Source organism: Billgrantia zhangzhouensis (genome assembly GCF_021404465.1).
Taxonomy (GTDB): Bacteria; Pseudomonadota; Gammaproteobacteria; order Pseudomonadales; family Halomonadaceae; genus Halomonas; species Halomonas zhangzhouensis.
The window spans coordinates 31,477-56,701 of record NZ_JABFTT010000020.1; the positions used below are offsets into that span (position 1 = coordinate 31,477).

Here is a 25,225-nt window from a genome sequence, read left to right on the forward strand (position 1 = left end):
CCTTACAGACAGGCTTCGATGGCTTCGAGGTCGGGCAGGTTGTCGAAACTGCGGCTCATGTTGTAGGGCACGGAAACATCACGCCAGTTGGCGTAGTGCTGCAGGTAGCTAATCATGGAGTGGTAGACCTTGGCATGGTCCGGGTGCTCGCAGGCACCGCGCACGATCACCTCGTTGGTGATCTCCTGGATGTGGGCCAGATCCTCGTCGGAGAGCTGGTGAATCTCTACGCCTGCCTCGATGAAGTTCTCGGTACCTTCGGTAGAGCCGCGCTCGGACCAGGCCAGCGACCAGGCCATGGTGGCATCGGCGGCGATCTTCAGCTTCTCCTGGGTTTCCTCGGAGAGCGCATCCCAGGCGTCCTTGTTGATCATCACGCCGAACACGCTGGCGGACTGGTGCCAGCCCGGTACGCTCCAATGCTCGACCACTTCGGCAAACCCGGCGTTGTAATCGACGCCCGGGGTGGAGAACTCGGCACCATCGACCACGCCACGCTCGACGGCCTGGTAGATCTCGCCTCCGGCCAGCGTTACCTGGGAGCCACCCAACTGTTCCAGCACGCGGCCCTGGTCACGGCCGGAGAGGCGCAGGCGCTTGCCGTCCAGGTCGGCCAGGCTCTCGATCGGTGTACGGCCCATGAAGCCGGACTCGTTGTTGGTGATGCCGTAAGGCAGGTAGATCATGTCGTACTGGCCGTAGATCTCCTGGTAGAGTTCCCGGCCTCCCCATTGCTGGATCCAGTTCAGGTAGTCGACGGCGTTGAACAGGCTGGTCGTGGTGGCCAGCGGCGAGAAGGCGGGGTTGCGGCCGGCCCAGTAGCCGGGCCAGTCGCCGGCCGCCTCGATGCTACCGGTCTCGGTGGCGTCGAACACCTCGGTGCCGGGCATCAGGGTGCCACCGGCGCGGAACTCGATCTCGAGCTCGTCGCCGGCCAGTTTGTTGACCAGTTCGGCCCAGTGGCGGTCGATCTGGATCAGGTCGAGGTTGTCGGGCCAGGTGCTGGTCATGGTCCAGCGTTCCTGGGCCTGGGCGGTGGTGGTGAAGGTGGCCAGGGCAATGCCGGCGGCCAGGCCGCCGATGGCGAAACGGACGCTGCGATTCATGGTGTGCTCCTCGATATTGGCATTGTTGGTGTTGGCTTCGATTCGATATCGGGCCGTGTCAAAGCATCATGACTGGCCATTCCACACTAGCATGGTCGGGGTGAAGTTTACGAAAACGTCAACTTTGCGAAACGGTGTGTCAACGCCAGGAGGAAAGCCCGGAGAGATGTTGATGGAGGCTTTGATTTCAATGCGTTATGCGCGACGAAAAATAGGGCGGTCATATGGAGCGAGCCTGCCTAGCGTTGAAGGAGCGAGATCATGCGACTAAAGTTCAGCGCTCCTCTGGCGGCCCTGCGCGAACATGCCCGGTGGCTCGGTGAGCGGCGCTGGCGCGGCCTGGTGTGGCTGCATGAGGAGGAAGCCGGTCCCGGGGAGGGCGAGCGTTGTCGAGAGCGCGCACTGGCGCTGTGGCGGTCACGTGACTGGGAGGCGCCGCTGTGGCTTTCCACGGAGCGCCCGCCTGACGTCCCGTCCGGACACTGGCTGCCACCCGCCAAGGCCCGTACCCGCTTGGGCCTCGAACATGACCTGATCGTCTTTGATGCCATGACGGAAGGCGGCTTCGATGCGGATGCCTTCGGCGCCCTGAGCGGCACCCTGCGCGCCGGCGGCCTGCTGGTGCTGCTGACGCCGCCAAGCGGTGCTGCCTCCAGCCGTTACATGGCCCGTCTGCTGGACCGGCTGTCGCATGCGAGCGGTGTCGCACGGTGGACGCCCGGCGGCCCCCCGCAGTTGCCTGAACTGCCCGCCGATCCGCCGCGGCGTGAAAACGACAGTGGCGACTGCGACTGTCTGACCTCTGATCAGGCAGAGGCGGTCCGGCGCCTGGTCAGGCTGCGGCGAAGGCGCCCGCTGGTGCTCACCGCCGATCGTGGGCGGGGCAAGACGGCGGCGCTCGGCATCGCCTGTGCGCGCCTGCTGGGCGCGAAGAGGCACGAGATCTGGGTGACGGCGCCGCGCCCGGAAGCGGTCGAGGCCTTGTTCGAGCGCCTGGAGGCGCTGTGTCCACAAGGGCGGCGCCAGGGCAACCGATTCAGCGAGGCGCACGGTGGGCGCGTCGAGTTCGTCGCGCCCGATGAGCTGAGTGCCAGGGTCGAAAGCGGCGAGGTGGGCGGCCAGGGCAGCTGCCTGCTGGTGGATGAAGCCGCTGCGATTCCCGCGGCCATGCTGGGGCAGTGGCTCGCTGCCTTCCCGCGCATCGCCTTTGCGACCACCGTGCATGGCTACGAGGGTTCCGGGCGCGGCTTCGCCCTGCGTTTTCGTGAGCGGCTCGAGCGGCAGGCCCCGGAGTGGCAGGAGTTCCATCTCTCGACGCCGGTGCGCTGGACGGAAGGCGACCCGCTCGAGCGGCTTGTCAGCGACCTGCTGCTTCTCGATGCCGAGCCTCCGCTGGCGATGAGTGCCGCGGAGTTCGAGATCAGGCACTGGGAGCGTCCGGCACTGGCCGCCAACGAGCCCGCTCTGCGCGATATCTTCGGCCTGTTGGTGCAGGCCCACTATCGAACCACACCGGCCGACCTGCAACGCCTACTCGACGAGCCGGCGCTGCGTATCGCGACCCTGGCAGCCGGCGGCCGCACCCAGGCCGTGGCTGTATGTGCTGATGAGGGCGGCTTCGAACCCGAGCTGGCAGAGCGGGTGGCACTTGGTGAGCGGCGTCTGCCTGGCCATTTGCTGGCGCAGTCGCTGGCGGCTCATGCCGGTTCGCGAGCGGCACTGACGGCTCGCCTGCGCCGCGTGCAGCGCATTGCGGTACATCCGCAGCGCCGACGCGAGGGACTGGGCCGAAGGCTGCTGGAGCACGAACGGGAATCCGCGCGCAAGGCCGGCATTGACCTGCTGGGGGCCAGCTTCGGTGCCGAGCCGGGACTACTGGCCTTCTGGCAGACACTGGGATTTCGTACGGTGCGGCTGGGCCTGTCGCGGGAGACCTCCACCGGCGAGCATGCCGTGATGGTCGTCGCGCCTCTCGGCCCCCATGGCGAGGCACTGGCCGAGGAACTGGCGGCTCACTTCCAGCGGCAACTGCCCACCCTGCTTGCCTTCGAACTGGCGTTGCTCGACCCCGAAGTGGCGCTGGCGCTGCTGGCCGAGGGACCGAGCCCGCTGCTGGAAGCGGGCGAGTATCGCGATGCCGCCGACGTCGCCTTCGGCCGGCGCGAGCCGGCACTTGCGCGCCCCGCCCTGCAGGGGCTGGTGCGCCGCGCGGCGGTAGCGGGACACCATGAATCCGAGCTTGCCTGGCTCGTCGCCTGGGCCTTTCAGGGGCGCGACACGGCCTGGCTGGCGGCCCGCGCCGGCGTCAGCGGGCGGCGTCAGGTCATGGAATGCCTGCGTGATACCGTGGCGCGTCTACTCGAAGGCGATTCGACCGTGTCCTGAGCGGGCTTTTCCCGGCGCCCCCGGCCCGGTAAGGTAGCCCGGTTATCCCCATGCAGAAAGATCATGAACGAACATCTCGAGCAACTCGCGCCGCAGCCCCTGTGGCGCCACTTCCGCACCCTGTGCAACACGCCCAGGCCATCCGGCCATGAGGCCGAGCTGGTGGCCATTCTCCAGCACTGGGCAGAGCGGCATGGATTTGCCCACGACCGTGACGACTATGGCAACCTACGCATTCGCAAGCCGGCCTCGCCTGGCAAGGAGGGCGCCCCCGGCGTCATCCTGCAGGGGCATCTCGACATGGTGGCCCAGGCCAATGCCGATCACCCCCACGACTTCACTCGAGACCCGATCGAGACCTACGTCGAGGATAGCTGGTTGCGTGCTCGGCATACCACGCTGGGGGCCGACAATGGCCTTGGGGTGGCAGCGGCGCTGGCGATCCTCGAAGACGACGGGCTGGTTCACGGCCCGCTGGAGGCATTGTTCACCCTCGAGGAGGAGAGCTCCATGGGCGGTGCGCTGCAACTGGCGGAAAACTGGCTCGCGGGCGACGTACTGCTCAACCTGGACTCGGAGGACCGCGGCGAGGTATTCATCGGCTGTGCCGGCGGTGCCGACATCGTGGTGGAGGCCCAACTGCCCACGGCTGACGTAGGACCCGATGAGGTCGGCATGCAGTTGGCGCTGACAGGTCTGGTGGGAGGGCATTCCGGCATCGACGTCCATCGTGGCCGCGGCAACGCCAACCGCCTGCTGGTGCGGGTGCTGAGGGCGCTGGAGTCCTATGACATCCGCCTGGTCGACTATCGTGGCGGTACCCTGCGCAACGCCATCCCGCGTGAGGCCTTCGCCACCCTGGTGTTGCCGGCAGAGGAAGTTGCCGCCGCCAAGAGTTGCGTGGCGGCGCTGGAACAGGTGCTGCGCGCCGAACTGGCTGGGGTCGACGAGGGCTTGGCGCTTGCCCTGGCACCGCTCGAGACGGCACCTGTCCAGGCACTCAATGCCCATGCCAGCCGCATGCTGCTGGCCGCGCTCAACGTGGCTCCCTACGGCGTGGAGCGCATGAGCAGCGACGTGCCAGGCGTGGTGGAAACCTCCAATAACCTGGGCGTGGTCAGGCTCGCCGAGGGGCGCTTCCATCTCTGCGCCCTGGTGCGCTCGCTGCGGGACAGTGCGGTGGAAGACATGGCCGATCGCTTCCGTGGCCTGTTCGAGCTCATCGGTGCACGCACCCGGGTCGAGAATGCCTATCCGGGCTGGACGCCCGCTCCGCACAGTGCCCTGCTGGCGCGCTTCCGCCGCCTGCATAGCCGGCACCTGGGCAGCGAACCGGCGGTGAAGGTCATCCACGCCGGGCTCGAGTGCGGCATTCTGGCCGGCAAGTATCCTGACCTGGAGATGATCTCGTTCGGACCCTCGATTCGTGGCGCGCATTCGCCCGACGAACGGGTCGAGCTGAGTTCGGTGGAGGAGTTCTGGACGCTGCTGCGAGCGCTGATCGAGGATCTGGCCGGCGCTTAGCGCCGGCATGTGAGGTGCCGCTCGCCTGGGCGAGCGGCGGTAGGCATGCGGCTCAGGCGTGCTGGCGGCTGTGCTTGCCCTCGGCGATCTCCTCGATCAGCTTGCTGCAGAAGGCCTCGAGATCGTCGGGCTTGCGGCTGGTGACCAGCCCGCTGTCGACCACGACCTCCTGATCGACCCACTCGGCTCCGGCGTTGCGCAGGTCCTGCTCCACGGAAGGATAGGAAGTCATGCGGCGGCCCTTGACCACGCCGGCATTGATCAGCACCCAGGGGCCATGGCAGATCGCCGCGACCGGCTTTTGCGCCTCGAAGAAGTGCCGGGTAAACGTCAACGCTTGCTCGTTCTGGCGCAGCGCGTCGGGGTTGAACAGGCCGCCGGGCAGTTCCAGCGCATCGTAGTCGTCGGCGTTGGCCTGCTCGAGGCGGTGATCGACGTCGTAGTTGGGGCCCCAGTCGGTTTTCGCCCAGGCACGGATGCTGTCCTTGTCCGGTGCGATCACATGGACCGTGGCCCCCTCGCGCTCGAGAGCCGCCTTGGGTTCGCTGAGCTCCGATTCCTCGAACCCGTCGGTGGCCAGGATGGCGACGGTCTTGCCTTTCAGCTGCTCGCTCATTCGCTACCTCCTTGCTGGCAATGGTGCCGGCCGGGCCGGCAGTAGTGCGAGTTGCCTCTCATGGGCTCTTAATAGCGTTGTGGCGAATGGCGTCGAGGACAAGGAGGGAAGTGTTGCGAAACGTCAAGCTGGATTGCGGCGTGTGGTAGCGGAACCGGGGCGGTGCCCGGCTCCGCCAGGAGGGCTCAACCCAGGTAGGCGTTGAGCATCCAGACAGTCTTCTCCTGCTCGCGGATATAGTCACTGGCCTGTGAGGCGGTACCTTCGTCGTCGGCGTCCGAGGCCGCGGCCAGCAGATCGCGCTGCAGCTCGATCAGGGTCTGATATCCCTTGAGTACGCCGCGTACGCAGGCTTCGCCGTCATGTACATCCTTGTCCTCGCCGATTTGCGCCATGGCAACGTAGTCGCTGTAGGCGTGCACCGGCTTGTGTCCCAGGGTCAGAATGCGCTCGGCCACTTCATCGATCTTGGTCAACAGATCGGTGTAGAGTTCCTCGAACTTGGCGTGCAGCTCAAAGAACTGAGGACCTTTCACGTTCCAGTGGTAACCGCGAACGTTCATGTAGAAGACCTGATAGTTGGCCAGCAGAACGTTGAGCTTTTCGGCAAGCTGGCTGGCGCTGTTCTGATGCAGGCCGATGGCGTTGGTATCGCTCATGCGCGTACTCCTTTTCGCGTGCGTGTCGGTTGCCATTAGTCTATGGCCTCGTCGGTCATTGATTAAGCAATATCTGGCCATGGTGGCGATAGACTGTGTGCATGATGAGCTGGCCGTGGCCTCCGTTGTCAAGGCGGGTAGGCGTTCGTGCCACGGCGCCGGGGCTCGCCCGGTCGGGAACCCGTAAGCCCTATGGAACTCTCAAGAACGGCGGCAATGCCTTGCAAGGTGGGCTGGGCCGCGTAGACTGCGCCCAAGGACGAACAGGAGAACCCCATGCGCCTGTGGTGGATGATACCCGGGCTGGCCTTGCTGGCCGGCTGCCAGGCGACACCGACGACACTGCCTTCCGCGGAGCCGCGCCCCGCTGCTGAGTGTCGTTGGGAAGCCGGCGACATCGAGCCTCGCGAGTGGGTGCGACGTGCCCTCGATGCGCTGGAAGCGGAAGATTTCGTGGTTCGCGATACCGAGCTGGCGCTGGGGCTGGTCAGCGCCGAGCGTACCCGGACGATACCGGGCTATGGCGACCGCTACGACACCTGGGAGCGTACCGGCTTCTTTGGCGGTGTGGGTCTGGGCGGCGGTCGGCGCGTCTCCACCGGTGTGATGATCGGCTTCGGTGGTGCTGGTGGCAGCATCACACAGGATGCCACTCAACTCGAACGTGTCTCGGTAGTCGCCGATCCGGGTTGGGTGCGCGTCAGTCGCGACATTCAGGTCATCGACTGGCGGGGCGAACTGAGCGAAACGCGCAGCGGTAGCGATGCCGCCTTCTGTGGTCCGCTGAGCCAGGCCATGCGGACCGCCGCAACGAGGGAGACGCCATGATGCGTAGCTTGGTCATCATGTTGCTGCTCTTCGCGCTGTCGGGCTGCGCTGCTCCTCAACAACAACCCGAGCCCCGTGAACTGGCGCTGGCGGCAGCGCCCGAAACGACATTACGCGAAGTCGTCGGCCTGCTGATGGAAGAGGGCTATGTGATCCGCCACGCCGATGCCGAGCTTGGGCGCGTCGAGGCGGTACTGGCGCGCTGGCCGGGCTACCGGGTCCGGGCCTCGATCACTCCCGAGGGGCAGGGGGCCAGGGCCGCCCTGACGGCAACCCGGGGCAGCAGGCCGCTGCCGCCACATCTGCTCGATCCGCTGCTGGCCGAACTACAGCGCCGGCTGGGGCTGGCACCGCGTTGATTACGTCAGAGTCATCATGAGAGATCTGTAGCGATATGACTCGCCTGTTTTGCCTGTTCAGTGCCGGAGTGCGTCGCGCCCGGCTACCGATGATGTGGGTTCTCGTCTTGTTGCCGGGGTGGGCATTGGCCCATCCGCACGGCTGGATCGACATCCGCATGCGCTTGATCGTCGACGAGCAGGGGCGGCTCGAAGCGCTGCACCAAGCCTGGCGCATGGATCCCTTCTACAGTCTGGTGCTGCTCGAGGAGCTGAGCCGCGGCGAAGGCGGACTGGAGGCGGGACTCGATCGCCTGGGAGGTGAGATCCGCGGCAATCTTGCACCATTCGATTTCTTCACCGAGGCGCGCCTGGGCGACGACAAGCTGGGCTTCGGCGAAGTGAACGAGTACACCGTGATGGAGCGCGGTGGCCGGGTGGAGTTCGTCTTTCTTCTGCCGCTGGACGAGGCGCAGCCGCTGAATGCGGAGACGCTGCAGTATCAGGTATTCGACCCCACCTACTATCTGGAAGTGGTGCACGAGGCGGAGGGCGATACACCGCAGGAGGACGCCTTGACGATAAGTGGCGCGGTGCAATGCAGCACCCGCATCGTGCCTGCCGACCCCGATCCCGAGCTGGTGATGCAGGCGGCCATGCTCGATGTGGACGACGAGGCCGAGCCTGGGCTGGGACGACATTTTGCCGAGACCGGAGTGGTGAAATGCGAGTGAAAGCAAGAGCGATGACAAGAACCCCTGCCAGGGCATGGCTGGTCGGGTTCTGTCTGCTGTCGGCTGCCGCCTTGGTGCTGCTGTTCCTCAGCCAGGGCGGGCTGCAGTCATTGAGCCTGCAACTGGTCGCCTGGCAGCGTGATTTCCACCGGGCTCTGACCATGGCCATCACTCAGTTCTCCGGCGCCCCCACGACGGCTGCCTGGGCGACACTGCTGGGCGTCAGCTTCGGCTACGGGGTTTTTCATGCCGCCGGCCCAGGACATGGCAAGGCAGTGCTGACAACTTATTTGCTCTCCCAGGGGGGCGCGGTGCGCCGGGCGCTACTGCTCTCCGTGGCCGCCTCGCTGCTGCAGGGGCTGGTGGCCATCGGCCTGGTGGTGGTGCTGGTGCATGGCCTGGGCTGGGTGACCCGCCAGGCCATGGGCAGCGTCGCCTGGGTCGAACAGGCCAGTTTCCTGATGGTGACCATCCTGGGGGCCTGGCTCGCCCAGCGGGCGATTCGTCAGCTACGCCGTTCGTCCGTGAGTCAGGCGGCCCAGCACGATCATGCCCATGGGCACTCGCATGACCACGATCATCATTGCTGTGGCGGCCACCACCACGTCGAGCCGAATCAGGCCGCCGATTGGCGCACTGCGCTGGCTACGGTGGTCACCATCGGGATTCGTCCCTGCAGCGGCGGCGTGCTGCTGCTGGGTGCGGCTACCCTGCTGGGCCAGTTCGCGGTTGGGGTGGCGGCGGTGATGGTGATGGCATTGGGCACGGCGCTGACCGTCTCGGGCTTGGCGCTGGCGAGCGTCTTTGCGCGCGGCTGGGCCGAGCGACAGTTGGTGAAGCAGAACAGCATGCAGCGGGCCGGCCGTCTGCTGAGCTGGGCTGCGCTGGGTGGCGGGCTCGCCATCATGGCACTGGGCATCTCGCTCTCCGTCACCGGCGTGACGCAACCCTCTTCGGCACCGCTGCTGGGAGAGCCGCCGGCACGCAGCGCGCCGGCTGAGCGCGTGTCACCCCCTGGTGGTCATCCTCTCGGCGGTTGAACCAACCCTCATGGCTGCAGATTGAGCCCGTCGAGCTGCGCCAGCAAATGATCGCGCATGCCGGCCAGCTCATTCAGGTCATAGGGCCTGGCTTGGCCGTGGCCCCATACCGGCCCTGGCCAGGCATCATCGTCGCGTACCCGGGCAACGACGTGAACGTGCAACTGGGCCACCACGTTGCCCAGGTTGGCCACGTTGATCTTGTCGGCCTGGGTCAGAGCCTTGAGCATGCGTCCCACCTCGCTGGCTTCGTGCCACAACTGCCGCCGGTCGGCCTCGTCGAGGTCGAAGACCTCGCTCACATCGGGGCGACGCGGAATCAGGAGCAGCCAGGGGAAGCGCGCGTCATCCATCAGGCGTAGTTGGCACAGCGGCAGTTCCGCGACCGGGTAGCTATCCTGGGCCAGGCGGGCATCCAAGCGTGCTGACGACATGCTCCCTCTCCTATCGATGACAACGCATCCATCATGACATAACCCGGCCCAACGCGCCCGTGGGAGGCAAGCGAAGCGTCTCGACAGCGGCTACAGTGAGGCTAGAGTGAGAGAGAAGTCCAGTTGGAAAGGAGGTAGGCGAACATGAAACGGTCATTGTTGTTGGTACTGGTGGTCCTGATGGGACTATCGCTGCTTGCCGGGTGCAATACCATGCGCGGCATGGGCGAGGATATCGAACAGGGCGGTGAGGCGATCCAGCGGCAGTCGTCATCGTATTAGGGAAATGCTGAACAAATCGGCGAGCGGAGTGAAGCGGCTAGGTTCGTTCCCGACGAACCAACGCACTTCCCACATCCTTGTGGGTCGCAAGGCGCACGGAGCGCAGAACCGAGCGAAGCGACAAACAGCCGTAGGCTGGTCCCGAAGGGGCGAGAAGCCGCAGGCTGCGAGTCAACCGGAGCCTATGCGGTATAGGTGAGGATTCCGACGGTCCGACGCTTCGGCACCGCGCAACGCAGCGATTTGCCCGCGCAGGCATTTGTGCAGCGTTTCCTTAGCGGTTATGCAAAGTGACGAAGGACTGTTACGCTTAAGTGGCCATTGCTTCACGGATAAGGAATGGATTTCCCAATATCGTTTCAAGGAGATACGATCATGAAGAAAGCAATTGCCCTGGGTTTTGCTCTGCTGATGACCGCTGGCGCCCTGGCGGGCTGCAACACCATGGAAGGTGCCGGCGAGGACGTCGAGCGCGGCGGACAGCACGTGCAGGACGCCGCTAGCTAATTCGTGTGGTCCGGTCTGGCAGCATGCGGGTGATCTGGCAGTCTCCCCGTATGCTGCCTGATAGCCTTCTTCCTATTTCATCCCTTTCATCTCATTCCGTTTTCATTACAGCGAGACTTTGACGCATGGTAAGCCCTTTCAGGTGGTGCCTGGTTTTCGTTGGCCTGATGCTATTCGCAGGTTGTACACCCATGCCGAATTCCAATTCCGCCCATGAGCCCGCCCCGAAGCCGCCCCAGGTCAGCGAGCAGGAGGATGCCTGTGGGGCGCAGCGCGTTCAGGACCGCATCGGCCGGCATTTTGACGAAACGCTGGGAGAATCGATTCGCCGCGAAAGCGGTGCCGCCACGCTGCGCGTCATCCGCCCTGGGCATGTCTACACCATGGAATATCGCGGCGACCGTATCAACGTTCACATCGACGATAACGACACCATTACCCAGATTGGCTGCGGCTGATCGCCCTCGCCGCTCCTCGCGTCACGCCAGGCGAGTCGAGACTCCTTCGATCAATGTCCGCTGTGCTCTTCCTGGGCGCGACGCTCGGCCTCCTCGGCCTCTTTGCGTAGCTTCTTGCGCAGTGCCGCCTTCTCGAAGCGGAGCTTCTGCCATGGTGTCTCCAGCTTGAGCGGCGGCACCGGCGCCGGTTGGCCATTGGCGTCTACGGCGACCATGGTCAGGTAGCAGCTGTTGGTGTGGCGAATCACCTTGTCGCGGATGTTCTCGGCCACCACCTTGATGCCGATCTCCATCGAGGAGCGCCCCACGTGGTTGACGCTGGCCAGGAACGTGACCAACTCGCCGACGTGAATCGGCTGCTTGAACAGCACCTGATCGACCGACAGGGTCACCACGTAGTGGCCCGAGTAGCGGCTGGCACAGGCGTAGGCCACTTCATCGAGTTTCTTGAGAATGGCACCTCCATGCACCTTGCCGCTGAAGTTGGCCATGTCGGGCGTCATCAGCACGGTCATGCTCAGCTCGTGCTGGCCGGGAAAATCATGGGGCAGGCTGCCGGAATCGGCCATGGGCGAATACCTTTTCAAGCGTACTGGTTCAATCGTTTGCGTCGCGCCGGCCATCGCTCGACGCGTTCTTGTAACGGCTGTCCTGCCATGGCCAGTGTCCCTCCACCTCGACGTGCAGGGTAAAGGCCAGGAAGGCGCGGATCAGCACGATCACTCCCAGAGTGGCGACCTGCTGGCCAGTATTGACGATGATGACTGTCTTGATGATGTCGCCGGCGATCAGGAAGTCCAGCCCCAGTATGAGCGAGCGGGCGATGCCGTGACGATAGTGCATGAAGGCATGCTGTTCGTGGAACATGCGATGGTGCAGGAAGCGCCAGGAGGTAATGGCGAAGCCGCCGACGATGATAGCGACGCCCAGCGCTTCGATGATCAGGGCAATGGTGTCGATTCCGTCCAGGAACAGCGACATGACGACCCTCGCGGTTGACATGACGATGGCCCCGGCAAGTGCCGGGGCCGGGAGGCTTCACTCTCCACTAAGGTAGTCGTCAGAACCAGGTCAGGCCCACCGAGATGATCACACCGGTAATGATCAGTTGAATCAGGCAGTAGCCCATGATGTCCTTGGCTTTCAGTCCGGCGATGGCCAGCACCGGCAGGGCCCAGAACGGCTGCAGCAGGTTGGTCCAGGCATCGCCCCAGGCGACGGCCATGGCCACGCGAGAGACGTCCACGCCGAGCGCCTCGGCCGCCGGTAGCATGACCGGGGCTTGAACGGCCCACTGGCCGCCACCGGAGGGCACGAACAGGTTGACGATACCGGCGCTGATGAACGACCAGAACGGCAGGGAGGCTTCGGTGGCGAAGGAGACCAGTGCTTCCGACATCGTCTCCGCCAGGCCCGACTGCACCATGATCGCCATGATGCCGGCATAGAAGGGGAACTGAATGACGATACCGGCGCCGCCCTTGATCGCCTCGTTGAGGCTCTCCAGCAGGCTGCGGGGGGTGCGATGAAGCACGATGGCCAGGAATAGGAACATGAAGTTGACGATGTTGAGATTCAGGCTGCCACCGCGCAGGGCGAAGTGATCGAGCAGAAAGATTATCCCCGGTATGCCGACCAGCCAGGCGAGGGTGACGCTGTTCTCCAGTCGCTCGGCCGGGCGCGTGATGCGCACCCGTGAGGCAGGGCTCTCGTCAAGCAGTTTGGGGTCGATGTAGACGCTCTCCTTGTCATCGGGGAGCATGGCGCGGTTGACCAGCGGGATGGCAATGAACAGACACACCACGATCGCCAGGTTGAAGAAAGCGAAGATGGTCGAACCCGTACTGATCACGCCGATTTGTTCAGCGGTGAAATGGCCCTCGGTGGCAATGGTCAGCGGGATGGAGCCGGCCAGACCGCCATGCCAGACCACGAAGCCGGAGTAGGCGCTGGCCACCAGCAGGCGGTAATCGACTCGCACCATGCGCGCCAGTTCCTTGGCGAACAGCGCGCCGACCACCAGGCCGAAGCCCCAGTTGATCCAACTGGCCGCCAGCGAGACGAACGTGACCAGCAGGATGGCGTGACCGGCGTGCCTGGCCAACCCGGCCAACCGCTGCAGCAGGCGCTTGGCCGGCGGCGAGCTGGCCAGCATGAAACCGGTCACCAGGACTAGCAACATCTGCATGGAGAAGGTGAGCAGGTTCCAGAAGCCGTCGCCCCAGTAGCGCATCACGGCCAGCGGCGTCTGGCGCTCCACGCCGATGGCGGCTGCGGCGGCAATGAGCGTCAGCAGCAGCACGAAGATGAAGGGATCCGGCAGATAGCGTTCGACCAGCTTGACGGCGGGTCTTGACAGCATTTTTAGCATGGCGGCGTCGCTTCTTCTGGTTGTCTTGAGTGCGTCTGAGAAAAATAGCGCAATCTCATCGGCTTGCCCTAATGAAAAGGGGACTGCGGCTCAGACGGAACGGTTGGGAATCCGCTGCGCCGTGTCGTCGTTCGGTTGGTGGCACCAGCGGCCGCGTCGATGATGCCAATAGTAGCCGGCCAGTACCAGTGAACGTGCTGCGGTGAAGATGAGAAACGACAACCACAGCGCATGATTCACGTAATCGGGGGCGGCGGCCTGCTGGGTTAGCCACCATGCCGGCAGGTAGATGGCCAGCGCGAGGAAGATACTGTTGCGCATCTCACGAATCGCCGTGGCACCGATGAAGACACCATCGAGCAAGTAGCTCCATACGGCGATCAGCGGCATGGCCACCATCCAGGGCAGGTACTCGCCGGCCGTCGCGCGCACCTCGGGCAGGCCGGTCAGCAGGGCGATGAGCTGATGGCCACCCAGGGCAAAGGCGAGCGCCGCGGCGGTGGCGGTGATCAGCGAGAACTCAGTGGCAGCGCGTACGGACGTGCCGAATTCGTCCCAGCGGCGACGCCCCACGGCGCGACCGGTGGTGGCTTCGGCCGCGTGGGCGAAGCCATCCAGGGCGTAGCTGGTGAGCATGATGAACTGCATCAGCACGGCATTGGCGGCCAGTACGGTGTCGCCCTGCGCCGCCCCGCGAGAGGTAAAGAAGGCCATGGCGAACAGCAAACCAAGGGTGCGCAGAAAGAGATTGGCATTCACTTGGAGCAGCTCGCCATATGCCGCAGGGCGGAACAGCCGCGCGCGCAGGAAACGACCCTGCAACAGCTTCAGTTGCCGCAGCACCAGCCAGCCGCCGAAGGCCAGTGCCGTGTAATCGGCAATCACCGTGGCCCAGGCCACGCCGTCGCTGGTCATGCCGAGCCCGACCACGAACAACAGGTCCAGCGCGATGTTGACGCTGTTGGTCAGTACCAGGATGGCCAGCGTCACCCGTGAGTTCTGCTGGCCCAGGAACCAGCCGAGGATGGCGTAGTTGGCCAGCACCGCCGGGGCGGAAAGAATGCGAATCTGGGCATACTCGGCGGCCAGCCGGGTGGCGACCTCGCTACCATCGAGCAGCCATAGCCCCACGGCAATCAGTGGCTGGGAGAACAGGATCAGCAGTGCGCCGATGCCCATCGCCATCAGCAACGCCTGGCCCAGCAGGTTGCGCACCTCGCTGTCACTCTCGCGCCCCACTGCCTGGGAGGTCAGCCCGGTAGTGCCCATGCGCAGGAAGCCGAATCCCCAGTAGAGAAAGCTGAACAGGGTGGCGCCCAGTGTCACCCCGGCCAGGTAGCGCGAATCCGGCAGGTGGCCGACCACCGCCGTATCCACCAGCCCAAGCAGCGGCACGGTGATGTTGGAGAGAATGATCGGCCAGCCCAGCGTCCAGATGCGCCGCCGGGCGGAAGCCTCGCTGTTCAGGGTCGCCACGACGTGTCCCGATGGTGGAAGGATCGAGCAGCATGGCGAGTGATGCGGCATAACGCAACCGCAGTGCGCCGTGACGGGATGTCAGGCATTGGCCACGGAAGGCAAGTAAGGATCGAGCACATGCTGGAGGGAAACGAGACCGGGCTGGCGTACGTTCAGGCCGCGGTGATCAGGTGATACTTGGCCATCAGTTCGTCACGGGTCTCGCGGCGCTCGGGGTCGAGGGGAATGCAGTCGACCGGGCACACCTGCTGGCACTGCGGTTCGTCGTAGTGGCCGACGCACTCGGTGCAGCGGCCGGGATCGATGACGTAGATCTCCTCGCCCGCCGAGATGGCGTCGTTGGGGCACTCGGGCTCGCAGACGTCGCAGTTGATGCATTCGTCGGTGATCATCAGGGCCATGGGACTACCTCGCGCTCGGGCAGGCCGCGTCTGGCCGTGCCCCTGGATAAAGCGGCTCGGGAATTGCCGAGTAATACGGTCAGGTATTGTAATGCTTGCGCAGCGTTTCGGCGACCCTGGGATGCACCAGGCGGGAAATGTCGCCGCCCAGCTTGGCGATCTCGCGCACGATGGTGGAGGAGATGTATGAGTTCTCCACCGCCGGCGTGAGGAACACGCTCTCGAGTTCGGGGGCCTGGGCGCGGTACATGTTGGCCAGCTGCAGTTCGTACTCGAAGTCGGATACCGCGCGCAGTCCGCGCAGGATGATGCGGGCCTGCTGCTCGGTCATCATGTCGGTGAGCAGGCCGGAGAAGCCGATCACCTCGACATTGTCGAGCCCCGCCGAGACCTCCCGGGCCAGGGCGATGCGAGTATCGAGATCCAGCGCCGGATTTTTGCCGGGACTGGCCGAGATGGCGACTACGACCTTGTCGAATAGCAGGGAAGCGCGCTCGATCAGGTCGTAGTGGCCGTGAGTGATGGGGTCGAAAGTGCCGGGGTAGACCGCGATTTTCATGGCGCTTCGCTCAGTTGACTCGTTCGAGGGCTCAGGGTAACCGGGCGTGGCCGAGCCGACAACGCCGAACCGGCCGGGGCGAATCAGTCTTCCAGTTTGCCGAAGGGGTTGTCGACCACGAGAGACACCGGGCGGGCGTAGCCGGGAATATTGATGGCAGTGGCGTTGACCTCGAGTTCTGGCCCTTCCAGCACGCCCTCGCCGAAGCGGTAACGTACCTCGTAGTGGCCCTGGTCCGCCGCGGCGAGATAGGCCTGGCTGGCACGGCGAGTCGCTTCGCGCCGTTGACGCCAGGCATCGAGGGCGGCTTCGCCATGACGCTTGACCAATAGGCGTTCGGTCACGGCGGGCGACAGCACCGCGGCGGTGGCGTTGTTGCCGCCGAAGCCCTTGGCATTGATGAAGGCGGCGTCGGCGTCGAAGGCGACCGGGGTGCGGGAGAAGCTCAGGCGTTCGGTGTGAACATCGTCGGCCACCGCATCCAGGGTGGGGATGCCCGGTAGCAGGCCATGGGCGAAGCTGCCCAGGGCGCTGGTCAGCTGATCGCCGGCGGCGCTGCCCTGGGAGTGGCCGACGAAGGCCTTCACCGCTACCACCGGCCAGTGCTCGATGCCATGAGCCTGGGCCACCAGGTCGAAGACATGGGACTCGGTCACGCGGTTCTTGGGGGTACTGGTGCCGTGGGCATGGAGGAAGGTGCGCTCCCGCAGCGCCGTCTCGCCAAGCATGTCGCGTACCAGCGCGGCCGCCTTGCCCAGGGTGATGTAGTTGCCGATGCCGGGCGCGGAAATGGAGCGCTTCCAGCCGTCCGCGTTGACGAACACGCCTGGTACGCTGCCGAGGATCTCGGCGCCGAGTTCCAGCGCCAGGGTATCGTCGAGCAGCAGGACGAACTGGCTGGCCTCGGCAATGGTGAAGCCACAATTGCGCGCGAAGGGGCGGCAGGCGCGCTGATAGTCGGCATCGGTGAGCAGCTCCAGGGCATCCAGCGCCTTGAGGCTATCGTCGTCGGCCAGCGCGCCCATGGCGCGAAAGCCCTCGATGATCTCCGGCGTCACCGGTGCGTCGGAGGTACCGACCATTACCGCGCGGCGTTGTCCGCTGCGGATGTCCTCGACCCCCAGGCGCAGGTTGTAGAGAAAACTGGCGCAAGCGCCCAGCGCTGCACCGGTACCGCCGACGCTACCCAGCACGTAGGCATTGAGGAAATCAGCGGGCATCTGCCCGTAGCCCAGCGGCATCTGCTTGGAGGTGGCCCGGTTGCCGGAGACGAAGCTCTTGAGCAGCCCGCCCCAGCCGGCGTCGTCGAGCTGGCCGATGGAGTTGCCTGCGTAGACGGCGATCTCATCGGGATCGAGGCGGTCGCGCAGGGTCTCCCACTCCAGGCCGCTGCTGGCCAGGCAGTCGCTGGCGGCGAAGATGGCCATCGACAACCCGCGCGGGTGGTGCACGCTGCGGTAGTGACTGCTGGGATCGAAACCGCTGGGCAACTGGCCGGCGGCACGCACCTGGGCGGGGCGGGTCTCCGGCAGCAGCACCTCGAGGTCGCCGGAAGGAATCGAAACCTCCAGCAACTGGCGGTCCAGCTCGCGCACTTGCCAAGTGGCGGGTATCCGCTCGGGTAGCTGGCGGCGGCGAATACGGAAGGTCAACTCCGCGCCCAGTTCCAGGGTCGCGCGGCGATTGGCCGGCAAGCCCTCGTCGTTGAAGCTGGGATCCTCGATGCGGCGGATCAGCGTGCGGTCGAGTACCCGCCCGCGGCAGCGCTCGGCCAGTTGCGCGGGAGCGATACGCTCTCCATGGGTATCGTGCCAGGCGCCATCCCGGTAGCTGCCCAGCCCCATCAGCGCAGCCAGGCCGAGCAGCAGCGCTTGCTGCTCGGCTTCGGGAAGGGCGTCGATCACGGTGCGACGAAATGCTTGATGGCCTGACGTGCGACCGGCGGCATTGATGCCGCCCATGCCGACGATCACCGGTAAGTGTGACAAGCCGCTGTCCTCGTTATGCTGTTCGTGCGAGTCGTGGGTACGAGAGAGGCGATCATAGCACCCGGCTCGGGATGGCGTCATGGGCGTGCGCCGCAACTTCTGGCCGGCAAGCATGAAACGTTCGTTTGAAATTGAGTGCCGGAAGCGCTATGCTAGCCTTGCTGTTTGAGTCATACGAGTGGGTATATGGGCGCTCCCTTTCATAGGGCGCGCCTTTTTTTCGTTCCTCGCCTGCCGCGCCATGGCTGCCTCCGGGATGGAGGATCATGGTATGAGTGCGACGCTGTCCGTTCGGTTTTAAGAAACTTTTCTCTCCTAAGGAAACGCTGAACAAATCGACGAGCGGGATGAAGCACAAGGCGCACGGAGCACAGGAGCCGGAGCATATGCGGTATATGTGAGGATTCCGAGCACCGCGCAACGCAGTGATTCGTTCGCGCAGACATTTGTGCAGTGTTTCCCTAAGGAACTTGTCCCTCTTTCGGCTATGCCGAGCCTGCTTCCCCGCCCCGCCTCGGGGGCAAGCGCGTGTCCCGCGCGCAATACCTCCTGAAATATCGAAAATTGGGACGTTCTGCAAAATATTGGGACTCGGCGCAAAGCCCAAATGTGGATGATAGAAGGTTGGCAAATAATGTGGCTGGTATATCGAGGTGAGGGCGATGAATCGGGAGCGGAGGAAAGTTCTGGAGGCGCGGCGGACTTGCCCTGCAGGGGCTTGCCTGAGGGCTGGCGTAAGCATGGCCCGCACCGAGCCTCGACATACAGGCGCAGGCTGCAGGACGGCATGGGCATTACAGCTCGCGGCGCTTTTGAGCAGCGTTGCCTGGATCGGCCCGGCATGGGGGCAGCCAGAGTATGGTTGTGATCGTATTTCCGTCATCGGCGAGCATGGCGAGCATGGAATTGACGGGGCTGATGGTGGTGACGGCCAGTTGGGAATCAACACCGACATCGCATCGACCGGCCCGGATGACGATTGTCCCCTTGACCTTGGCCCAGCCATGGAGGGTGGCCGAGGCGGCGACGGTGGCGATTCTGTCGGCTCGACCCTGCCTGGTTCGGGTGGAGACGGAGGCGTTGCGGGCTTGAGGACGGCGCCCGAGGCCTCGCGTGAATTGATATTGGGGGTAGGCACTCGAGGCGGTAACGGCGGTGCCGGTGGTTTCAATGCCGATCTTGGCATTGGCGGCGATGGCGGTGATGGGGGCGACGCGTTTCGCTATGGCACCTATGCCGTGAGGGATGGCGCTTTCGTCCAGGTCATCCATGATGGCGAACCCGGCGATCCGTCAACACGCAGCTTCACTCTGACCCCCGACTTTTTAGGTGGAACCGGCGGAGCCGGAGGAGCGGCCGAAGTTACCGGGCAATATGGCGGTACGGGCGGCGACGGTGGAGCGGGGGTCGTGGCCAGTGGCGTGGATTTGACGGTTCGTGGAAGTGTTCTGGGGGGCATCGGCGGACGCGGTTATATTGGCGGTGCTGGCGGCATTGGCCTGGCCGCGCATGATTCGATTGTCACCAATTTGGGTGACAGAGGGGTCTTTGACAACTTTATCCGGGGCGGTGCCGGTGGCGCCGGCATCACCGGCCCGGCTGCTGCGTCCGGCAATGCCGGCGCATCGGGCGGCGGCCACCAGGGTTGGGCCGAGAATGGTGCAGATGGCAGTGATGGTGGCCCCGGAGGCGGCCACGGTAGCGACGCCGACGATGGCGACGAAGGCAATGACGGCAACCATGGCGGAGGCGGAGGGCATGGCGTAAGTGGCCAGAGTGGCGGGTCTGGCGGCGATGGCGGCACGGGCTTTCTGAGCGATAATTCAAGCCTGACGAATAATAATGCGATCATCGGCGGTGCGGGCGGCGCCGGGGGTGACGGCACCGATGGCGGGGCGGGTGGCGCGGGCGGTAACGGCCAGGTCGGGCAGCATGGCGGCGATGGGGGGGATGGCGGGCATTACTCGACCGGTCCCGGGATAGACTTGAATGATCGCGACGGCGGTGATGGTGGCCGGGGCGGCGATGGTGGCCGGGGCGGAGACGGCGGTAGAGGCGGCGATGGCTCGCGGGGCGGCGATGGCAATGCAGGCGGTGATGGCGGCACCGCGGCCGATTTCGGTGAGGGGATCGACCGTGACAGGCTGACCCTGGACAATGAGGGTGAAATCACAGGGGGCGCAGGCGGCGCCGGGGGTGACGGGGGCGACGGCGGTGACGGAGGCAGGGGTGGCAATGGCGCCAGGGGAGGCGATGGCGGCGTTGGCGGCGATGGCGGCTTCGGCAGGGTTTTCGATGGCCATGAGCGCAGAAACGATGGCGTTGGCGGGGACGGCGGGGACGGCGCCAGAGGCGGGGACGGCGGGGACGGCGGGGATGGTGCTTCCGGTGGCGACGGAGCGGATGGCGGCGCAGGCGGTTCTGCAATCACCGCCGGCAATCTCCATGTCCGCAATGAGGGGGCCGTACGCGGCGGTGCGGGTGGAGCAGGCGGAACAGGCGGGGTGGGCGGCGCCGGCGGCGCGGCAGGAAGTGCCGGCGCTGGAGGGATCGGCGCCCCCGGCGGCGACGGCAACCCCACTAGGCAGCCGGCTTCGCGCGGAGACAATGGAAACAGCGGAAACAGCGGTAGCAGCGGTAATTTGGCGTCATCTAGCGGATCCGGCGGTGACGGTGGCATTGGCGGCGACGCGGTAACCGGTACCGATATCGAATGGCTCAACATTGCAGGTGACGTCGTTGGCGGCACTGGCGGTATTGGCGGTACTGGCGCTTCCCGCGGTCCGGGCGGCGGGTCTGGCGGCGGCGCAGGCGGCGCGGGTGGTGCGGGTGGCCGGGGGATGGCTGTCGCCAATTCCGAAATCACACTTCAGGCGGGCTCGATCCGGGGCGGAGACGCTGGCGACGGTGCGGATGGGGGCTGGGGTGACGGCGGCCCGGACGCCGGCGACGGCGGCGTTGGTGGCCGGGGAGGCGATGCGATCGCCGCTGATGGCGCTGTGACAATTGTAAACGACGGCATCAGCCACATCGGCGGAGGTGCTGGCGGAACGGGCGGCATAGGTGGCATCAGCGCCAATGGTAGTTCCTCCGGCTTCGGCGGCATGGGCGGAGATGGTGGGCAAGGCATCATTGCGACGGTCGCGGCCGATATCGAGAATGCCGGTTTTATCGGCGGGGGGCATGGCGGTATAGGCGGACGAGGCGGCCCCCTCTCAGCTGTACCGAGCGGCGCGTTAGCCCATGCTGGAGCCGGAGGCGGCGGCGGCGGCGGAGGCAATGCGATCGAGGCCAGTGATACTGCGTCCATCCTGAACAATGGCACCATCACGGCGGGCGACGGGGGCGATGGTGAGAGCGCAGGTTTCATCGCGGTCAACCAGGGCTTGAGGACCACGGGACGAGCAGGCGGCGATGGCGGCGCCGGGGGCGATGCGATCCAAGCCCATGACCAAGTGTCCATCGTAAACAATGTCACCCTCACAGGGGGCGCCGGGGGCGATGGCGGTGCCGGGGGGTACATCAGATCAGAGTTTGGCCAGAATAGCCCCGCAGGCGATGGCGGCGCTGGGGGCGCTGGGGGCGCTGGCGTATATGGCCGGTTCTCCCTGCTCGAAAACCACGGAATCATCTCGGGCGGCGCCGGGGGTGTGGGCGGCGCCGGGGGTGAGAACGGTCCCAACACCATTGGACCTTCGGGCGATGACGGTCCTGATGGCGCCGGTGGATATGGCGTCCAGGCGCTTGGCAACAGCACCATTGTCAATGCGGGCCGCATCGAGGGTGGCCTGGGCAGGGACGGATACGCAGAAGCAGTCCATCTCTCGGGCGGCGGCAACACGCTGGTGCTGGCGGACGGCTATGAATTCATCGGGAATGTCGTCAGCGTCAGCGGAACGGCCGGAGGCGGCGATACGCTGCAACTGGGCGGCAGCATTGACAATGATTTCGACCTTGCGGATGTGGAGCCGACTTCCGGCACCTTTCGGGGCTTCAACGTCCTGGCCGTGGACGGCGACGCCACCTGGACGGTCTGGGGCGACGGCTCGAGCTTTACGGGCACGACCAGGGTTTCGGTCGGCACCCTGCGGGTGGGCAATGGCTCCGGCCCGACCCGCCTGGGCGGCGGTCTCGACGTTCAGGATGGCGGCACCTTGGTCCTGACGGATGGCGATGAACTCCACAGCGGAGGCGGGCTAAACATCGGCATGTCCGGAAGTGCTGGCGGCACGTTGCGGATCGAGAACGGCGGCTCCGTCCTCACGGATGGAGAGAGCTATATCGGGAGTGAGGGCACCGTCACGGTCACCGGCAACGGTTCGGAATGGGAGAACACCGGAATTCTGGGCGTCGGTGCCGTGGACGAACACGGCGAACTGATGATCGAGGAGGGCGGACGGGTTTCGGCCGGCACCGGCATGATCGGCTTCGCCGGCACGGGCGCGAACGTTACTGTCAGCGGTGCCGGTTCCAGGTTGGAGCTATCCAATAGCGAACCTGGTTTTTTCGATGTCGATCTCATTATCGGCTACGGCATCTTAGGCATCACCAGCTCGGGTGCATTGACCGTGACCGATGGTGGCCATGTCGATCTCGATAACGGAACCGGCTCTGCCATTCTCGGCTTCGCCGCCAATTCCGAAGGCATCCTCAATATCGGCGCCGCCGAGGGCGCGGCGGCGGGGGCGGCCGGAACGTTCGGTGCCCGAACGCTGCAATTCGGCGAGGGAACGGGCAGGTTGGTGTTCAACCACACCAATGAGTCAGGCCATGCCTTCGCGACCGGCATGGAAAGCACCGGCGATGGCGGCAATGATTTCATCGAGCATCTGGCCGGCACAACGCTTCTGACCGGCGACGGGCTGACCATCGCCACGGTGCCGGACCTTTCCGAGCCGGCCGCTTATCAGGTGCAGGCCGGGGGCGGCAATGTGGACCTGTTCATCGCGGCGCCGGGCGACGACACGCTCCAGCACTGGCAGGGCGGCAATGGCACCTGGGACGGAACCAACGCGCAATGGCTGAACGATGGCGGCCCCATTCCGGTGGCCTGGGCCGGCAACCATGCGGTGTTCAAGAACGAGCCGGGCGGGTTTTCCGGGGGCACGATCACGCTTGAGGGGGACCGGGATTTCAAGGGGCTGCAATTTGTCGATGACGGCTACGCCATCGTGGGGGATGGCCGGCTTGTCGTGGACGGTTCAGACCGCACAGACGGCAATGCGGAGATCCGCGTGCTGGCCGACAGCACCGAAATCGCCGCAACGATCTCGGGCACGGGCGGCATCGCCAAGACCGAAGCCGGAACGCTGATCCTTTCGGGCAGCAACGACTATGAGGGCGGCACCTTCATCCTCGGCGGGACGGTTCAGGTCTCCTCCGATGCCAATCTTGGCGCCACCCAGGGCGGCATCACCCTCAATGGCGGCACGCTGGCCACCACGCAAAGCTTTGACAGCGACCGCACGATTGCCATGCCTGGCGCGGCCGGGTTCGATGTTGCCGCCGGCACGAGGCTCGGCCTGACCGGCGATCTCACCGGCGCGGGCGATCTCGTCATGCAGGGCGGGGGCACGCTGGTGCTGACGGGCACCAACGCCTATGGCGACACGTCCGTCCGGTCCGGCACGCTTATGGGCAATACCGGCTCCCTCTCGGGTGACATCGCCGTCGCCGATGCCGGCACGGTGATCTTCGATCAGGAAACCGACGCGGATTTTGCCGGTAACATCGCCGGCCTCAACAGTACGCAAGGGAACATGATCCTGCGCGGCGGTGGTGCGCTGACGCTCGATGGCGCTTCTACGCTCGATTGGACCATCGAGGACGGCACGCTGGAGACGGCAGCCGCTCGCTTTACCGGCGATGCCCGGCTCGACGGCGCCGGTAGTGCGCTGGTCTTCGATGATGGGGCAAACGCGCATTATGCCGGTACGCTTTCGGGCGATGGCCGCTTCGTTTTCGATGGCGGCGGTTCGGTGCAGCTCTCGGGCGACAGTTCGGCCTTTACGGGCACGACCGCGGTTTCGGGCGGCACGCTGCAATTGGGCGATGGCTCCGGCACGGCCGGCCTGGGCGGCGATCTCGACGTGGTGGATGGCGGCACCTTCGTCGTCGGGGATGAATTCGGTGGCGATGTCACGGCCCGAACCGGCGGAACGCTGACGGGCTCGGGAACGGTGGCCGGCAGCGTCGATCTTGCCGGCGGCGGCGTGCTTTCGGGTGCACAGGGCCAAAGCCTTGAGATCGACGGAAATCTCATCATGGACGAGAGCTCCGTGCTCGACGTCACGCTCGGCGGGGCACCGGCCGATGCCCTGTTTGAGGTGGGCGATGACCTGACCCTGGACGGCACGCTCGAGGTGACCGACCGCGGCGGCTTCGGCATGGGCGTCTACCGTCTCTTTGATTATGGCGGCGACCTGACCGATAATGGACTGGCGATCGGCGCGACGCCGGCGGGCGTGGGTGCCGGCGATCTCTTCGTTCAGACCGCCGTCGCCAATCAGGTCAACCTGATCTCGACCGTCGGCGCCGTCCTCAGGTTCTGGGATGGCGAGGATACGGCCCTGCACGATAATGACGCCATCGATGGCGGTTCGGGCACATGGCGGGCCGACGGGCGCAACTGGACGGACGAGCACGGTGCCCTCAACGGCTCCTACCGGCCCAGCCCGACCTTCGCGGTGTTCCAGGGCCGGGCGGGCACGGTGCGCGTGGACGACTCGGCCGGCGCAATCGCCGTGACCGGCATGCAGTTCGCCTCCGACGGCTATCGCATCGAGGGCGATGCCATCGCGCTCGAGGGCACGGGCGGGCAAAGCATCATTCGCGTGGGCGACGGCACGGCGGCCAGCGCCGGCATGACCGCGACCATCGCTTCGGAACTGACCGGGGACACCCGGCTGGTCATGTCCGATCCGGGCACGCTGGTTCTTGAGGGCGACAACCGCCATACGGGCGGCACCGAGCTGCGCGAGGGCACCCTGTCGGTTTCCTCCGACGCCAATCTGGGCGATGCGGCCGGCGCGCTCGTCTTCACCGGCGGCACGCTGGCCACCACGGCGAGCTTCGACACCGACCGTGCGGTCGTGCTCGATGTCTCGGGCCGGATCGATGTGGCGGCAGGCACCAGGCTTGGCCTTACCGGTGACATTGCCGGCACGGGCAACATCGCCATGCAAGGGGGCGGTACGCTGACGCTGGGCGGAACGTCCTCTCTTTTCTGGACCGTCGAGGACGGCACGCTGATCTCCGATACGGATCATTTCCTCGGCAATCTGCATGTCGAGGACCGCGCTTCCTTCATCTTCGATCAGGCGCATGAGGGAACCTGGCGCGGCAGGCTTTCGGGCACGGGCGGCCTCGCCTTTACCGGCGGAGGCGCGGTGGAGCTGACCGGCGACAGTGCCGGCTTTACCGGCCTCACCGAGGTGACCGGCGCGACGCTGGTCGTCAACGATACGCTCGGCGGGTCCGCCACGATCGGCATGGGCGGCTTTCTCGGCGGAGCGGG

The 25,225-nt window shown here is 65.4% G+C and carries 26 protein-coding genes; 10 read left to right on the forward strand and 16 right to left on the reverse strand.

The window, feature by feature from the left end; translation table 11 throughout:
- Nucleotides 1-2: 2 nt before the first annotated feature.
- Nucleotides 3-1,106: a TRAP transporter substrate-binding protein DctP gene (gene dctP / locus HOP51_RS19980; protein WP_234275627.1), complete on the reverse strand. Its 1,104-nt coding sequence runs from the start codon at nt 1,104-1,106 to the stop codon at nt 3-5.
- A gap of 261 nt (nt 1,107-1,367) precedes the next feature.
- Here dctP and HOP51_RS19985 point away from each other — a divergent pair, with 261 nt between their 5' ends.
- Both HOP51_RS19985 and HOP51_RS19990 read left to right on the forward strand, forming a co-directional pair.
- Complete coding sequence (locus HOP51_RS19985; protein ID WP_234275628.1) at nt 1,368-3,491, forward strand: tRNA(Met) cytidine acetyltransferase TmcA; 2,124 nt, start codon at nt 1,368-1,370, stop codon at nt 3,489-3,491.
- A gap of 63 nt (nt 3,492-3,554) precedes the next feature.
- Entirely contained in the window at nt 3,555-5,015 is a 1,461-nt protein-coding gene (locus HOP51_RS19990; protein WP_234275629.1) for an aminoacyl-histidine dipeptidase, read from the forward strand.
- Between the two features lie 52 nt (nt 5,016-5,067).
- On the opposite strand, the gene HOP51_RS19995 is transcribed toward HOP51_RS19990, so the two are convergent.
- Together HOP51_RS19995 and HOP51_RS20000 are read right to left on the reverse strand one after the other, a co-directional pair.
- Nucleotides 5,068-5,631, reverse strand: a complete 564-nt coding sequence (locus tag HOP51_RS19995) for a type 1 glutamine amidotransferase domain-containing protein (RefSeq protein WP_234275630.1) — start codon at nt 5,629-5,631, stop codon at nt 5,068-5,070.
- A gap of 185 nt (nt 5,632-5,816) precedes the next feature.
- Nucleotides 5,817-6,290, reverse strand: coding sequence for a Dps family protein (locus HOP51_RS20000; protein ID WP_234275631.1), 474 nt, complete (start codon nt 6,288-6,290; stop codon nt 5,817-5,819).
- Nucleotides 6,291-6,566: 276 nt separating this feature from the next.
- On the opposite strand from HOP51_RS20000, the gene HOP51_RS20005 reads away from it, so the two are divergent.
- From HOP51_RS20005 to HOP51_RS20020, 4 genes are read left to right on the forward strand one after another with little or no spacing between them, the layout of a single operon-like run.
- On the forward strand, nt 6,567-7,118 hold the full coding sequence (locus HOP51_RS20005; RefSeq protein ID WP_234275632.1) for a hypothetical protein: 552 nt from the start codon (nt 6,567-6,569) through the stop codon (nt 7,116-7,118).
- The gene (locus tag HOP51_RS20010) at nt 7,115-7,477 is read left to right on the forward strand and encodes a hypothetical protein (RefSeq protein ID WP_234275633.1); all 363 of its coding nucleotides are present in this window, start codon (nt 7,115-7,117) and stop codon (nt 7,475-7,477) included. The genes HOP51_RS20005 and HOP51_RS20010 overlap by 4 nt, the downstream gene beginning before the upstream one ends.
- A 35-nt stretch (nt 7,478-7,512) precedes the next feature.
- A complete protein-coding gene (locus HOP51_RS20015) occupies nt 7,513-8,190 on the forward strand; it encodes a DUF1007 family protein (RefSeq protein ID WP_234275634.1) in 678 nt (225 codons plus the stop codon).
- Between the two features lie 11 nt (nt 8,191-8,201).
- On the forward strand, nt 8,202-9,230 hold the full coding sequence (locus tag HOP51_RS20020) for a nickel/cobalt transporter (RefSeq protein WP_234275635.1): 1,029 nt from the start codon (nt 8,202-8,204) through the stop codon (nt 9,228-9,230).
- An 8-nt stretch (nt 9,231-9,238) separates the two neighbouring features.
- Here the strand turns inward: HOP51_RS20020 and HOP51_RS20025 are convergent, their stop codons facing one another.
- Nucleotides 9,239-9,664: an HIT domain-containing protein gene (locus tag HOP51_RS20025; RefSeq protein ID WP_234275636.1), complete on the reverse strand. Its 426-nt coding sequence runs from the start codon at nt 9,662-9,664 to the stop codon at nt 9,239-9,241.
- Between the two features lie 144 nt (nt 9,665-9,808).
- Here HOP51_RS20025 and HOP51_RS20030 point away from each other — a divergent pair, with 144 nt between their 5' ends.
- The 3 genes from HOP51_RS20030 (at nt 9,809) to HOP51_RS20040 (ending at nt 10,911) form a co-directional block, all read left to right on the forward strand.
- A complete protein-coding gene (locus HOP51_RS20030) occupies nt 9,809-9,946 on the forward strand; it encodes an entericidin A/B family lipoprotein (protein WP_234275637.1) in 138 nt (45 codons plus the stop codon).
- A 375-nt stretch (nt 9,947-10,321) separates the two neighbouring features.
- A complete protein-coding gene (locus HOP51_RS20035) occupies nt 10,322-10,453 on the forward strand; it encodes an entericidin A/B family lipoprotein (protein ID WP_234275638.1) in 132 nt (43 codons plus the stop codon).
- A 191-nt stretch (nt 10,454-10,644) separates the two neighbouring features.
- A complete protein-coding gene (locus HOP51_RS20040; RefSeq protein ID WP_234275639.1) occupies nt 10,645-10,911 on the forward strand; it encodes an I78 family peptidase inhibitor in 267 nt (88 codons plus the stop codon).
- A gap of 50 nt (nt 10,912-10,961) precedes the next feature.
- Here the strand turns inward: HOP51_RS20040 and HOP51_RS20045 are convergent, their stop codons facing one another.
- The 12 genes from HOP51_RS20045 to HOP51_RS20105 form a co-directional block, all read right to left on the reverse strand.
- Nucleotides 10,962-11,480, reverse strand: coding sequence for an acyl-CoA thioesterase (locus HOP51_RS20045; RefSeq protein WP_234275640.1), 519 nt, complete (start codon nt 11,478-11,480; stop codon nt 10,962-10,964).
- A gap of 28 nt (nt 11,481-11,508) precedes the next feature.
- On the reverse strand, nt 11,509-11,892 hold the full coding sequence (locus HOP51_RS20050) for a DUF1622 domain-containing protein (protein WP_234275641.1): 384 nt from the start codon (nt 11,890-11,892) through the stop codon (nt 11,509-11,511).
- Between the two features lie 79 nt (nt 11,893-11,971).
- Nucleotides 11,972-13,282, reverse strand: coding sequence for a short-chain fatty acid transporter (locus HOP51_RS20055; RefSeq protein WP_234275642.1), 1,311 nt, complete (start codon nt 13,280-13,282; stop codon nt 11,972-11,974).
- Between the two features lie 90 nt (nt 13,283-13,372).
- On the reverse strand, nt 13,373-14,758 hold the full coding sequence (locus HOP51_RS20060) for an MATE family efflux transporter (RefSeq protein ID WP_234275643.1): 1,386 nt from the start codon (nt 14,756-14,758) through the stop codon (nt 13,373-13,375).
- A gap of 155 nt (nt 14,759-14,913) precedes the next feature.
- On the reverse strand, nt 14,914-15,162 hold the full coding sequence (locus HOP51_RS20065) for a YfhL family 4Fe-4S dicluster ferredoxin (RefSeq protein ID WP_234275644.1): 249 nt from the start codon (nt 15,160-15,162) through the stop codon (nt 14,914-14,916).
- Nucleotides 15,163-15,241: 79 nt separating this feature from the next.
- Nucleotides 15,242-15,721 (reverse strand): pantetheine-phosphate adenylyltransferase, encoded by a 480-nt coding sequence (gene coaD / locus HOP51_RS20070; RefSeq protein ID WP_234275645.1) that lies wholly within the window; start codon nt 15,719-15,721, stop codon nt 15,242-15,244.
- Nucleotides 15,722-15,804: 83 nt separating this feature from the next.
- Nucleotides 15,805-17,682 (reverse strand): beta-ketoacyl synthase, encoded by a 1,878-nt coding sequence (locus HOP51_RS20075; protein ID WP_276574365.1) that lies wholly within the window; start codon nt 17,680-17,682, stop codon nt 15,805-15,807.
- Between the two features lie 821 nt (nt 17,683-18,503).
- A complete protein-coding gene (locus tag HOP51_RS20080) occupies nt 18,504-18,980 on the reverse strand; it encodes a hypothetical protein (protein WP_234275647.1) in 477 nt (158 codons plus the stop codon).
- Between the two features lie 54 nt (nt 18,981-19,034).
- Entirely contained in the window at nt 19,035-19,469 is a 435-nt protein-coding gene (locus tag HOP51_RS20085; protein WP_234275648.1) for a hypothetical protein, read from the reverse strand.
- Between the two features lie 63 nt (nt 19,470-19,532).
- Nucleotides 19,533-20,012 carry a hypothetical protein gene (locus HOP51_RS20090; RefSeq protein ID WP_267957825.1) on the reverse strand — a complete coding sequence of 160 codons (480 nt, stop codon included), beginning with the start codon at nt 20,010-20,012 and terminating at the stop codon, nt 19,533-19,535.
- A 345-nt stretch (nt 20,013-20,357) separates the two neighbouring features.
- Nucleotides 20,358-20,894: a hypothetical protein gene (locus HOP51_RS20100; RefSeq protein WP_234275649.1), complete on the reverse strand. Its 537-nt coding sequence runs from the start codon at nt 20,892-20,894 to the stop codon at nt 20,358-20,360.
- A gap of 51 nt (nt 20,895-20,945) precedes the next feature.
- Nucleotides 20,946-21,158 (reverse strand): hypothetical protein, encoded by a 213-nt coding sequence (locus HOP51_RS20105; RefSeq protein ID WP_234275650.1) that lies wholly within the window; start codon nt 21,156-21,158, stop codon nt 20,946-20,948.
- A 201-nt stretch (nt 21,159-21,359) separates the two neighbouring features.
- On the opposite strand from HOP51_RS20105, the gene HOP51_RS20110 reads away from it, so the two are divergent.
- On the forward strand, nt 21,360-25,225 hold a 3,866-nt coding region (locus HOP51_RS20110), incomplete at its 3' end, for a beta strand repeat-containing protein (protein ID WP_234275651.1).